This is a genomic window from Nocardioides sp. B-3 (assembly GCF_024703895.1).
Taxonomy (GTDB): Bacteria; Actinomycetota; Actinomycetes; order Propionibacteriales; family Nocardioidaceae; genus Nocardioides.
In genome coordinates this window covers 251,664-263,743 of record NZ_CP087968.1, presented here as the reverse complement: position 1 = coordinate 263,743, position 12,080 = coordinate 251,664, and the positions used below count along the sequence as shown (strand labels likewise).

Genomic DNA, 12,080 nt, shown 5'->3' with positions numbered 1-12,080 from the left:
ATCACGTGCTCACCCCGCGGCCCGTCGAGGCGCCCTCCGAGGCGCCCGGTCCTGTCCGGTCAGCATCGGCTCGATGAAGGTGGCGAAGTCCGACGCCATCCTCTGCGGCGGCCGCGAGCGGGCCGCGCTGAGCGACGAGGCGTGGGCCGCGCGGGCGCTCTGCGGGTCGTCGACGAGCTCGATGATCGTCGAGCGCAGTGTCTCCTTGAGCGACCGGTCGTCGCGCGGGTTGAACAGGCGTACGTGCGGCTCGTCGGCGAGGTCGAGGAGCGCACCCGTGCGCGGGCCGACGATCGGCAGGCCGAAGGTCTGCGCCAGCCAGAAGACCCCGGAGTTGAGGATCCGGGAGTAGGGGAGCACCGCGAGGTCGGCCGCGCCGAACCAGACCTGCAGCTGGTCGTCGGGCACGTGCGAGAACTCCGAGAGCACGCGCGGCGACTGCTCGCAGCGCCGTTGCAGGCCGGCCGTCTCCCGGGTCGCCGCCGGCTTGCCGGCCACGAGCAGGTGCAGGCTGGGGTCCTCCTCGGCCAGCTCGTGGAAGACGTCGAGCAGCCGGCCCGGGCCCTTGTAGGGCCGGATGCCGCCGAGGGCGACCAGCACCTTGTCCTCGGGCGCCAGACCGAGCTGGGCGCGGGCGGCGTCGCGGCTGACCCAGTCGGGATACTGCCCGACATAGCTCGAGTGCTCGATCACGACGACGCGCCGTGGGTCGAGGCGCAGCACCTCGGATGCCCGGCGCGCGGTGATCTCGGACAGTGCGTGGATCGCGTCGGCGCGGTCGGCCAACAGCTGGGCCAGCTGGGTCTCCGCCCACACGTGCCGGGCCTCGTGCGGCAGCACGTTGTGCAGGGTCCACACCAGCCGCCCGCCCGCGGTGCGGAACTTGTGCAGCGCCGCGCTGAACCGGTCGAGCTCGATGGCGGCCCGGAACGGGCCCGTGGCGTACTGCAGGATCGGCGTCGTCCAGTGGATGTTCAAGATGCCCGGGACCGACGCGATGGCGCGGTTCTCCGGGTGCTCGATGACGTCGGCCACGGCCTTCGGGTAGGCATCCACCGCCCCGAGCTCCGCGAACAGCATCCCCCGGTAGGGGTTCGCCCGGTTGTAGTCCGGGAAGTAGTGCAGCGCCCGCTGCGGCGGGGGCGTCGTCTGCTCCCCGACGAGCCGTGCCGACACGTTCCTCGAAGGTGCGCGCCCGCAGGTCCCACGTGTGCTCGCGCGCGACCCCGCTCGCGCAGGCCCTCGACGAGGGAATGGATCCGCTCGGGGTCGGCGCGCAGAGACGTGATCAGCTCGCCCAGCTCGTCGGACGTCGTGTACGACGGCACCTCGAGCCCGCACTCGACGGCACCGAGCCGGGAGTTGACGATCGGCAGCGACCCGCAGGCGATGCTCTCGAAGAAGTGCGCCGGCAGGGTCGCGTCACCGACGGCGGTGGAGGGCAGCTCGATCACCGTCAGCTCCGAGCGCGTCATCACCTCCGGCGCGCGCAGCCACGCGATGGGCTCCTCGAGCCGGCCGAGCAGACTGGAGCGCATGTTGCGCTGCGGCTCGGCGTAGACGGTGAGTGGCACCGTGAACTTCACGTCGTTGATCAGCGGCTGGATGGCACGGCCGCGTTCGACGTACACACCCGGGCTGGCGACGCCGTCGCGCCCACCGTCGCCCTCGCGCGGTGCGAAGAGCTCGGTGTCCGCGGCGTTGCACAGCACGTCGAGGCGACCGGCGGAGGTCGTGGCCAGCAGGCTGCGCCCGACCTCGGAGGCGACCGGGACCCGGTCGTAGGCCATCAGGTGGTCGAGCTCGGACCACGCCTCGACGTCACTGTGCGCCCACGCCATCCGCCGGGAACCGGCGGGTGCCTGCGACGGATCGGCGTCGGGCGTGGTCGCGATCCAGATGTCGGCCGCGCCGCCGAGGTGCCACCGGTGGCGCGGGGACCAGCCGCACGCCGTACCCACGATCGGCCAGCGCGAGCCCGAGCCCGGCAGCGGCGATCAGGTCGGGGGAGGCGTGGCGCAGGTCCACCGAGTGCACGAAGAACAGCACGCGCTCGCCGTCACCCGTGGCGAGCTCGCCGTCGATGAGCTGCCTGTACGCCGCCCGCCGCCGATCGACGGTGGACAGCTCGTCCCCGTCGTGACCGACGGGGCGACCCGAGGAGGCCGAGCTCATGCGCCGTCCTTGCGTCGGCGGGCCCGCTCGACGACGGAGGCCACGGCCCGGACGGCGCGGGAGTCGCGCGCCGGGGAAGAGGTCCTGCTCGAGCGAGGCGACGTGCTCCTCGGAGAGATCACGCTCGCGCGACACCCGGGCCACGCGGGCGCGCAGCAGGACGTTCTTGTGCCGTAGCCGCTGCAGCCGTTCCCGGAGGTCGTTGACACGGCGGTCCATCGCCAGCAGCTCGTCCTTGCCCGACTGCATCTCGCGGGCGATCGTGGCGCGCTCGCGGGCGAGCAGCTCGCGGGTGCGCTCGAGCTCGTGGGCGAGGCGACGGACCTCCGCCGCGCTCGCCTCGTCGGCGTCGGGGGACTGCGGCCGGGCCGTGGTGAAGGACGGGAAGCGGGCGACCGTGATGTGTCGCCGCTCGTCGAGGGCCACTGCTGCGTCGGACTCCCGGGACGAACCCGGCGGAGGCGATCGGCCCGGTCAGGTCGCGGACGCCGGAGATGACGACGAGCGCGCCGGGCACCGGGGCGCCGGTGCCGAGGGTGCGGAAGAACTGGTCGGCGTCGTGGCTGTCGTCCGGGACGTCCTCGACGACGACGACGTCGACCGGGGCCACCGGGAAGGGCTGTGCCCAGTCGTCGACCGTGTCGCGGCGGCCGACGTCGGGACCCCACTGCTCGTCGGGCTCCGCCGGCCAGCGCAGGCACTCGACCTCGCGGTCGTGCCCCCGGGCGAGGCGTACGGGGACGGTGGAGGCGTCGAGGGCGATGTGCAGCACGCGCGGTCCGCCCGCGAGCGTCCGCTCGATGACGGTCGCGACGTCGTCACGGCCCTTGGTCGTCATCGCTCGCCCACCTCGGTCCTCTCTCGACTCGCGTCGGCGAGATCGCCGTCGCGCTGCACGTCGGCCGGCCACGGTACGTGTGAGACAGCATCATTGCGCCCATCCCGCCCTGCGCGCGCGTCGGCGGCCGCGCGCGCCACGAGCGCATCGAACTCGTCGAGCCACTCGGGGGCCGGGGTCGCCACCTTGCGTCGCCAGTTCTTGAGCCACTTGCCCTCGAGCTGCGCCAGCGCGGCCTCACCGTCGGCGCCGAGCGCCCGCTCGACGAACAGGTAGCGGTTCCGGGTCATGTAGTAGAGGTGGTACGGCGACGGCAGCGCGCCGCTCGAGCGCTGGTGGTGCACCATGCGGGCCCGCTGCTCGACCATCACCCGCCAGCCGGCGCGGTGGACGTCGCGGCACCAGTGGGTCTCCTCGAAGTAGAGGAAGTAGTCCTCGGGCAGCAGCCCGACCGTCTCCAGCACGGTGCGCCGGGTCAACAGGGAGGCGCCGGTGACGTAGTCGACGTCGCGCGCGATCGGGGCGGCGACCTTGGCGACCTCACGGCCCCGGTGCAGGTGCCGGGTCTCGCCGGCCTTGCTCTCGTCGACGATGCCACCGTCGAACCACACGGTCTCGGGGGCGTCCGGCGCCGCCGGGTGCACGAGACGGGGACCGACCACGCCACAGTCCGGGACGTCGGCGAGCAGCGTGAGGAGCCGCGGCAGGGTCTCGGGCTCGATACGGGTGTCGGGGTTGAGCAGCCAGACGAAGTCGTTGCCGCGCTCCGTGCAGCGGCGGATGCCGACGTTGGAGCCGCCGGCGTAGCCCCGGGTTGGCGCCGCTGGAGAGGACCACCGCACGATCGCCCACCGCGGCGCTCAGGGTCGCCAGGGGACTCCGCGGAGTCCGAGTTGTCCACCACGATGACGTCCATGTCGAGGTCGTGGGAGGCCTCGAGGGACGTGATGCAGCCGACGGTGTCCTCGGCGCTGTCGTGATTGACGAGTACGACGCCGGTGCGCGCCGTGCGATCGGCGCTGCTTCCGGTCATGCGGGGAGTGTATCGAGGCCTGTGGCGGTCGCCGTCGCCGTACGGGTGTGGGCATTCGTTCACACCGACGTAACACCCACGCAAAATCTGTTGCGAGCGCGCAACACGATGCGGCGAGCGGTGAAACCTCGCACCACCAAGGTTCTGGCAACTGGTGGTCCTCTGCCCGACACCGTCGTCGGGCGGACGTGGGCCACCCCCGATCGCTCCTTGGAGGTTCTGTGGACGGCTACTACGCGTTCATGCTGATCGCGACTGCATTCGTGCTGATGATGACGGTGCCTGCCCCGGCACTGTTCTACGGCGGCATGTCGCGATCCAAGTCCGTGCTCAACATGATGATGATGTCGTTCATCGCCGCCGCGATCGTCGGCATCCTGTATGTCGTGTCGGCTGGTCGATGGGCTTCGGCGGTGAAGGCACGCTCTTCGCCAACCCGTTCGAGCTGTTCTGGCTCGACGGCGTCACCACCGACAACTACGTCTACGTGATGTTCCAGATGACCTTCGCGATCATCACCGCGGCCCTGATCAGCGGCGCGGTCGCCGATCGCCTGAAGTTCTCGGCATGGGTCGTCTTCCTGCCCCTGTGGGCCCTCATCGTCTACTTCCCGCTGGCGCACATGGTGTTCAGCTGCACCGAGAAGTCGCTCATCTGTGGCCGCATCGGCGCGCAGGACTACGCCGGAGGCACCGCCGTCCACATCAACGCCGGTGTCGCGGCCCTCGTGCTCGTGCTCCTGCTCGGCAAGCGCATCAGCTGGCCCAAGGAGCAGATGCGTCCGCACAACCTGACCCTGACGATGCTCGGCGCGGGCATGCTGTGGCTCGGCTGGTACGGCTTCAACGTCGGCTCCATCGTCTTCGGCACCACCTTCGACGAGGACCCGGCCGCGTTCCCGGCCCAGTTCTACTCCGAGACCGGCCGCACCTTCGCCAACACCACGCTGGCCACCTTCGCCGCGATCCCGGGCTGGCTGCTCATCGAGCGCGTGCTGCACGGCAAGGCCACCTCGCTCGGTGCCGCGTCCGGCATCGTCGCCGGCCTCGTCGCCATCACCCCCGCGGCCGGTGCGGTCGACATCGAGGGTGCCGTGGCGATCGGCCTAGTCGCCGGTGCGGTCTGCGCCCTGGGCCGTCAGCCTCAAGTACAAGCTCGGCTACGACGACTCGCTCGATGTCGTCGGCGTGCACCTCGTCGGCGGCATCATCGGCACCGTCCTGATCGGGCTGTTCTCCACGTCCGACGGTGCCGGCGGCATCGACGGTCTCCTGTACGGCGGAGGGTTCGGCTCGCTCGGCGACCAGACCCTCGGCGTCCCGGTGGCCGTGGCCTACTCCGGTGTCCTGACCGCGGTCATCGGCCCGGGCATCAAGTACACGATCGGCCTGCGCCTCGACGAGGAGGACGAGGTCAACGGCATCGACCTCGCCGAGCACGGCGAGTCGGCGTACGACCTGCACAGCGGCAGCAGCGGTGGTGGCAAGAGCGTCCCGGCCGCCAGCACCGTCAGTGCCTCGACCACCGAAGGAGCCAACGCATGAAGCTCGTCACCGCAGTCATCAAGCCCCACAAGTGGGAGGACGTCCGCGAGGCGCTGGAGACCTTCGGCGTCACCGGGATGACGGTCTCCGAGGTCAGCGGCTACGGCCGCCAGAAGGGCCACACCGAGGTCTACCGCGGCGCGGAGTACGACATCGCCCCCGGTGCCCAAGATCCGCATCGAGATCGTCGTCGACGACGCGGATGCCGAGGACGTCGTCGGCATCGTCGTCAAGACCGCCCAGACGGGCCGGATCGGCGACGGCAAGGTCTGGGTCAGCCCGGTCGAGACCGTGGTCCGCGTTCGCACGGGGAGACACCGACGAAGCGGCCATCTGAGTCAACGCAGTGACCTCTGCCCCGTCGAGGACACCTCGGCGGGGCAGAGGACCGCGTTCGTTTACATGCCCGAAACAAGTTCTGTCAGTGCGTGAAACGAGTGGACCGGAGGGTGTCTGCCCATGACTTCCCTCGACTCCGGCGACACCGCCCCGGCTCCCGGTCGCCTCGGCCCTCGTCCTGCTGATGGCCCCGGGCCTCGCCCTGTTCTACGGCGGCATGGTCCGCTCCAAGGGCGTGCTGAACATGATGATGATGACGTTCGGCTCGCTGGCCGTCATCACGATCGTGTGGGTGCTCGTGGGCTATTCCCTCGCGTTCGGCGACGACCTCGGCGGCGGCCTGCTCGGCGACCCGACGCAGTACTTCGGCCTCACCTCGTTGATGTCCGAGGAGAGCAACACCGGCACCGTCCCGCACATCCTGTTCGCGGTGTTCCGGGGCCTCTTCTGCGTCATCACCGGCGCCTCGGTCTCCGGCGCGATCGCCGACCGCGCCCGCTTCGGTGCCCGGATGGTCTTCGTGACGATCTGGACGCTGGTGGTCTACGCCCCGGTCGCGCACTGGGTCTTCGACTTCTCCGCGGGCGACCACACGGGTGGCTGGATCGCCAACCGCCTCGGCGCCATCGACTTCGCCGGCGGCATGGCCGTCGAGATCTGCTCGGGTGCCTCCGCCCTCGCGCTGGCGCTCGTGCTCGGCCCGCGGCTCGGCTTCGGCAAGGACCCGATGCGCCCGCACAACCTCACCCCGGTGATGCTCGGCGCCGGGCTCCTGTGGTTCGGCTGGTTCGGCTTCAACGCCGGCTCCGCGCTCGCCGCCAACCAGTCCGCCGCGATCGTCTTCACCACCACGCTCGTCGCCGGTGCCGCCGGCTCGCTCGGCTGGCTGGCCCTCAGGAAGCGTCCGCGACGGTCACGCCACCTCGCTGGGTGCCGCGTCCGGCCTCGTCGCCGGCCCGGTGGCGATCACGCCCTCGTGCGGCTCGCTCACCCCGATCGGCGCCATCGTCATGGGCCCGGTCGCCGGCGTCGTCTGCGCCTTGGCAGTCGGCCTCAAGTACCGCTGGCGCTACGACGACTCGCTCGACGTCGTCGGCGTGCACCTCGTCGGCGGCCCGGTCGGCACCTTCGGGATCGGCCTGCTCGCGTCGTCGGTCGCACCGACCGGCGTCGACGGCCTGTTGTGCCGGCGGGCGGCGCCGACCAGCTCGGCAAGCAGCTGGTCGGAGGCGGGGCGGTGCTGGTCTACGCGTTCGTCGTTTCGGGCATCATCGGTCTCGTGGTCAACAAGGTGATGGGCTTCCGGATCCACGAGGACCACGAGATCAGCGGCATCGACCTCGTCATCCACGCGGAGACCGCCTACGACCTGCACGCCACCTCCGGTGGCCGCTCCGGCACCTCCTTCCTCGACACCCTGACCCGTCGCGACGACAACGAATGAAGGTCCTGACATGAAGCTCGTCACCGCAGTCATCAAGCCCCACAAGTGGGAGGACGTCCGGGCCGCCCTCGAGACCGTCGGCGTCACCGGCATGACCGTCTCGGAGGTCAGCGGCTACGGCCGCCAGAAGGGCCACACCGAGGTCTACCGCGGCGCGGAGTACGACATCGCCCCCGGTGCCCAAGATCCGGGTCGAGATCGTCGTCGACGACGCCGAGGCCGACGACGTGGTCTCGACCATCGTCGCGTCCGCCCAGACGGGTCGCATCGGCGACGGCAAGGTCTGGGTCGTCCCGGTCGAGTCGGTCGTGCGGGTCCGCACTGGCGAGCGCGACGAGGGCGCGATCTGACAGATGAGTGATTCGAGATGACGGCCTCCGAGCGCACCATCCGAACGGCTGCTGCCGACGAGCTGTGCCGGGCGGCGTACGACAAGGCGGGTGGGCCCGACACGGGCGTCGCGCTGGTCGCCGCCGGAGGCTACGGCCGAGGTGAGCTCGCGCCCCAGTCCGACCTCGACGTCGTGCTGGTGCACGACGACGACGTCGACCCGGGGGCGGTGGCCGAGCAGGTCTGGTACCCGCTCTGGGACTCCGGGTCGCGCCTCGACCACTCGGTGCGCTCGCTCTCGGAGATGACGACCGCCGCGCAGGAGGACCTCAAGGTCGCGCTGGGGCTGCTCGACATCCGGCACCTCGCCGGTGACCCCAACCTCACGCTGCGGCTTCGCAGCACGATGCTCGCTGCCCGGCGCCGTCAGGCCCGCGAGCGGCTGCCGGCCCTGCGCGACCTCGTCGCCAAGCGGCACGAGGTGATCGGTGAGCTCGCGCACGTCTCCGTGCCCGACATCAAGGAGGCCGAGGGCGGGCTGCGCGACGCGACCGTGCTCAAGGCTCTCGAGGCGACATGGCTGGTCGACGCGAGCAGTCCCGAGCTCGAGACCTCACGGCAGGCACTGCTCGACTTCCGCGACCTCCTGCACGACGAGATCGGCCGTCCGAGCGACCGGGTGGCCCCGGAGGTGTGGGCCCCGCTGGCCGTCGCGCTCGGGCTCGAGGACGCCGAGGCCGCGCAGCGCCACGTGCGCGAGATCGGTCGCCGCCTCAGCCACCTGTCCCGCCTCACGTGGCGCCGTGTCGACGACGTGCTCGCCCGGCCTGTGTCGGTGAAGGGCGCTCGGCGGCCGTCCCTCGAGCCGATCGCGCCCGGCATCGCGCTCGCCCGCGGCGAGGTGGTGCTGGCCGCGAAGGCGCGCCCCGACCTGGACCCGGTCATGCTGCTGCGAGCGGCCGCCGAGGCGGCCGAGCGCGACGTCGTGCTTGCTCCCGCCACCGCCGCCCGGCTGGTCCGGGACTGTCCGCCGCTGCCCGCCCCGTGGCCCGAGGAGGCGCGCGACGCGCTGGTCAGCCTGCTCGCCTCCGGGCCCGGACTGCTCCCGGTGTGGGAGACGCTGGAGGAGACGGGCGCCCTGAGCGGCTTCCTGCCCGAGTGGGAGCGGATCCGCACGCTGCCGCACGCCTCGCCGATCCACCGCTTCACGGTCGACCGCCACGTCATCGAGACCTGCATCGAGGCCTCGGCGCTGATCCGCCACGTCGCGCGTCCCGATGTCCTGCTGGTCGCCGCGCTCCTGCACGACATCGGCAAGGGCGAGCTCACCGAGCACTCGGTGGCCGGCGAACCCATCGCGCGGGACATCGCGACACGGATGGGGTTCGACGACGACGCCGTCGACCTGATCGCCCTGCTGGTGCGCCACCACCTCCTGCTCTCCGAGATCGCCACGTCGCGCGACCCCGACGACCCGGCGACCCTCGAGGCGTTGCTCGCCAAGGTGTCGGGCGCCGAGGCGCTCGCCCTGCTGCGGTCGTTGACGGAGGCGGACTCCCGGGCCGCGTCCCCGAAGGCGTGGTCCACCCGGCGCGCGGGGCTGATCGACCGCCTCTCCCGGCACGCCCGGGCAGCGGTCGCCGGTGACCCCCCACCCGCTGATGCGGCCACCGGCGATGTCGCGGTGCCAGACGCCGTACGCCGCGGGGGAGTGTCCGTCCGGGTCGAGTCCGACGCAGGGGGTGCCCGGGTGACGGTGCTGGCCCCCGACCGGGTCGGGCTGCTCGCGGACGCCGCGGCCGTGCTGGCCCTGCAGCGCGCGACCGTGCGGTCGGCGCGGGCCCGGGCGCAGGAGTCGGGGGACGTCTCCGTGGGTGTCTCTGTGTGGGAGGTCGGGGAGGCCGACCTCGACGCCGCGGTCCTGCGCGAGCGCCCGGTCGCGATCAGCGAGGGGAGGGTTGACGCCGCCACCCGGCTCAGTCGCCCCGTGGCCACCGGGCTCGAGCCGGTCGTGGTCGTCCGGGCCGATGCCTCCCGGCGTGCCACCGTGCTCGAGGTGCGGATGGACGACCGACCCGGCGTGGTGTGGCTGGTGTGCCACGCGCTGGCGAAGCTGGACCTGTCCGTCCGATCGGCGCACGTCTCGACGCTCGGGCCACAGGCTGTCGACGTGTTCTACGTCCGGGAGCGCGATGCGGGCGCCCTGTCCGAGCACCGGGCGGCTGCGGCGGCACACGCCGTACGCGCGGCGGTGCTCGGAACCGTGGCCTGAGCGAATTGAGCGGGGATGAACCGCGCCTGAGCCCACCCGGTTAGGCTGGGACGACGTCCCCGGCGCCGCCTGCGCGGCGTCTCGACCGCCAGACCAGAGGACCCACGCACTTGTTCGCCACACTCTCCGACCGGCTCGCCGACACCTTCAAGCACCTGCGCGGCAAGGGCAAGCTGTCCGAGGCCGACATCGATGCCACCGCGCGCGAGATCCGCATCGCGCTGCTCGAGGCCGATGTGGCGCTGCCCGTCGTCAAGGAGTTCGTCGGGGCCGTCAAGGAGCGAGCGCGCGGCGAAGAGGTCAGCGGTGCGCTGAACCCCGCGCAGCAGATCATCAAGATCGTCAACGAGGAGCTCGTCACCATCCTCGGCGGTGAGACTCGTCGACTGCGCTACGCCAAGACCGGGCCGACCGTGATCATGCTGGCCGGCCTCCGGGGGTGCGGGCAAGACGACGCTCGCCGCCAAGCTCGCGCTGTGGCTCAAGGAGCAGGGCAAGACCCCGATCCCGGTGGCGGCCGACCTCCAGCGGCCCAACGCGGTCCAGCAGCTCGAGGTCAACGGTGAGCGCGTCGGCGTACCCGTCTTCGCTCCCGCCCCCGGCAACGGCGTCGGCGACCCCGTCTGGGTTGCCCGCGAGTCGATCGACCACGCGAAGCGCAAGCTGCACGACGTCGTCATCATCGACACGGCCGGTCGCCTCGGTGTCGACGCGGAGCTGATGAAGCAGGCCGCGGACATCCGCGACGCCGTCCAGCCCGACGAGGTGCTCTTCGTCGTCGACGCGATGATCGGTCAGGACGCCGTGACCACGGCGCAGCTCTTCCTCGACGGCGTCGGCTACGACGGTGTCGTGCTGACCAAGCTCGACGGTGACGCCCGCGGTGGTGCGGCGCTGTCGATCGCGTCGATCACCGGCAAGCCGGTCATGTTCGCCTCTGCCGGCGAGAAGATGACCGACTTCGACCTGTTCCACCCGGACCGGATGGCGTCGCGCATCCTCGACATGGGCGACATGCTCACCCTGATCGAGCAGGCCGAGAAGACCTTCGACGAGACCGAGTCGCGCCGGGCGGCCGAGAAGCTCCTGCAGACCGGCGACTTCACGCTCGACGACTTCCTCAAGCAGATGCAGCAGCTGCGCAAGCTCGGCTCGATGTCGAAGATCATGGGCATGCTCCCCGGGATGGGGCAGTTCCGCGACCAGCTCGAGAACTTCGACGAGAAGGAGATCGACCGGATCCAGGGCGATCATCCAGTCGATGACGCCCGCCGAGCGGGCCAACCCGAAGCTGATCGACGGCTCGCGCCGCGCCCGCATCGCCAAGGGCTCCGGCCGCCGGGTCTCCGACGTCAACCAGCTCGTCGACCGCTTCCACGAGGCGAAGAAGATGATGCAGTCGATGATGCGCGGCGGTGGCGGCGGGATCCCCGGGATGCCCGGGATGCCCTGGGATGCCCGGAGCCGTCGGTCCCGGCAAGAAGGCCAAGCAGGCGCCGAAGAAGAAGGGGCGCCGCACGTCCGGCAACCCCGCCAAGGCGGCGCAGGAGGCAGCGGCAGCCAAGGCCGCCGCCGCGGAGAAGGCAGCCAACCCCTTCGGCAACCCCGGCGAGGACATCGACTACGAGAAGGCAGCGGCCGCGCTCGACCTGCCCAAGGACTTCTCCAAGTTCCTCAAGTGACCGTGCTCGTCAACGTCATGAGATCTGCTCGTTCGAACGATCGGTCCTCATGACGTCCGTGCTCGTCGTCGACGCCGCCAACGTCGTCGGTTCGGTGCCGGACGGCTGGTGGAAGGACCGTGCCGGCGCGGCTCGCAAGCTGCACGAACGACTGCTGGTCGGGGACACGTCCTACGACGTCATCGTGCTGGTGCTCGAGGGTGGCGCCAAGGCGGGCGTGCGCGCCGGCCGGGACGCGCACGTGCTCACCGTCCACGCCCCGAAGGACGGGGACTCCGAGATCCGCCGGCAGGTCACGACCCGCCGCGAGCGCGGCGACACCGTCACCGTGGTCACGGCCGACCGGGCGCTGGGGGCCAACGTCGCCCCGGCGCTCGTGCTCAGCCCCTCGTGGCTGCTCGACCGCATCTGAGGCGGGCTCCC

10 protein-coding genes and 4 pseudogenes are annotated in these 12,080 nt (G+C 71.3%); 9 read left to right on the top strand and 5 right to left on the bottom strand.

Going from position 1 to position 12,080, the window contains the following annotated elements; genetic code table 11:
• Positions 1–9 precede the first annotated feature (9 nt).
• Genes LP418_RS01825 through LP418_RS01805 form a run of 5 tightly spaced genes read right to left on the bottom strand, consistent with a single transcriptional unit; the run spans position 10 to position 3,855 of the window.
• Positions 10–1,056 (bottom strand): glycosyltransferase family 4 protein, encoded by a 1,047-nt coding sequence (locus LP418_RS01825; RefSeq protein ID WP_257955014.1) that lies wholly within the window; start codon positions 1,054–1,056, stop codon positions 10–12.
• A complete protein-coding gene (locus tag LP418_RS01820) occupies positions 975–1,841 on the bottom strand; it encodes a glycosyltransferase (protein ID WP_257955013.1) in 867 nt (288 codons plus the stop codon). Before LP418_RS01820 ends, LP418_RS01825 begins: the two co-directional genes overlap by 82 nt.
• On the bottom strand, positions 1,822–2,319 hold the full coding sequence (locus LP418_RS01815; protein ID WP_257955012.1) for a hypothetical protein: 498 nt from the start codon (positions 2,317–2,319) through the stop codon (positions 1,822–1,824). Before LP418_RS01815 ends, LP418_RS01820 begins: the two co-directional genes overlap by 20 nt.
• Entirely contained in the window at positions 2,294–3,013 is a 720-nt protein-coding gene (locus LP418_RS01810) for a hypothetical protein (RefSeq protein ID WP_257955011.1), read from the bottom strand. Before LP418_RS01810 ends, LP418_RS01815 begins: the two co-directional genes overlap by 26 nt.
• Positions 3,010–3,855 carry a glycosyltransferase gene (locus tag LP418_RS01805; RefSeq protein ID WP_257955010.1) on the bottom strand — a complete coding sequence of 282 codons (846 nt, stop codon included), beginning with the start codon at positions 3,853–3,855 and terminating at the stop codon, positions 3,010–3,012. Before LP418_RS01805 ends, LP418_RS01810 begins: the two co-directional genes overlap by 4 nt.
• A 433-nt stretch (positions 3,856–4,288) precedes the next feature.
• Between LP418_RS01805 and LP418_RS32115 the strand changes: the two are divergent.
• The 9 genes and pseudogenes from LP418_RS32115 to LP418_RS01760 all read left to right on the top strand — a co-directional run.
• Positions 4,289–5,658 (top strand): annotated as a pseudogene (locus LP418_RS32115) (ammonium transporter); the annotation flags it as partial.
• A 94-nt stretch (positions 5,659–5,752) separates the two neighbouring features.
• Positions 5,753–6,022, top strand: a complete 270-nt coding sequence (locus LP418_RS32110; protein ID WP_442940085.1) for a P-II family nitrogen regulator — start codon at positions 5,753–5,755, stop codon at positions 6,020–6,022.
• Positions 6,023–6,113: 91 nt separating this feature from the next.
• Positions 6,114–6,767, top strand: a pseudogene (locus LP418_RS01790) (ammonium transporter); the annotation flags it as partial.
• Between the two features lie 25 nt (positions 6,768–6,792).
• A complete protein-coding gene (locus LP418_RS01785) occupies positions 6,793–7,224 on the top strand; it encodes a hypothetical protein (RefSeq protein WP_336276004.1) in 432 nt (143 codons plus the stop codon).
• A complete protein-coding gene (locus LP418_RS01780) occupies positions 7,113–7,373 on the top strand; it encodes a hypothetical protein (RefSeq protein WP_257956865.1) in 261 nt (86 codons plus the stop codon). Before LP418_RS01785 ends, LP418_RS01780 begins: the two co-directional genes overlap by 112 nt.
• A 10-nt stretch (positions 7,374–7,383) precedes the next feature.
• Positions 7,384–7,723 (top strand): annotated as a pseudogene (locus LP418_RS01775) (P-II family nitrogen regulator).
• Positions 7,724–7,740: 17 nt separating this feature from the next.
• Positions 7,741–9,975, top strand: coding sequence for a [protein-PII] uridylyltransferase (locus tag LP418_RS01770; RefSeq protein WP_257955009.1), 2,235 nt, complete (start codon positions 7,741–7,743; stop codon positions 9,973–9,975).
• A 110-nt stretch (positions 9,976–10,085) separates the two neighbouring features.
• Positions 10,086–11,657, top strand: a pseudogene (gene ffh / locus LP418_RS01765) (signal recognition particle protein).
• Between the two features lie 49 nt (positions 11,658–11,706).
• Positions 11,707–12,069, top strand: coding sequence for a hypothetical protein (locus tag LP418_RS01760; RefSeq protein ID WP_257955008.1), 363 nt, complete (start codon positions 11,707–11,709; stop codon positions 12,067–12,069).
• The last annotated feature ends 11 nt before the right edge of the window (positions 12,070–12,080 follow it).

What these genes read in the sequence shown, in the direction of transcription:
- LP418_RS01760 (WP_257955008.1), top strand. Translation starts at nt 11,707, where the DNA reads ATGACGTCCGTGCTCGTCGTCGACGCCGCCAACGTCGTCGGTTCGGTG.
- LP418_RS01820 (WP_257955013.1), bottom strand. Translation starts at nt 1,841, where the DNA reads ATGGCGTGGGCGCACAGTGACGTCGAGGCGTGGTCCGAGCTCGACCAC.
- LP418_RS01770 (WP_257955009.1), top strand. Translation starts at nt 7,741, where the DNA reads ATGACGGCCTCCGAGCGCACCATCCGAACGGCTGCTGCCGACGAGCTG.
- LP418_RS01810 (WP_257955011.1), bottom strand. Translation starts at nt 3,013, where the DNA reads ATGACGACCAAGGGCCGTGACGACGTCGCGACCGTCATCGAGCGGACG.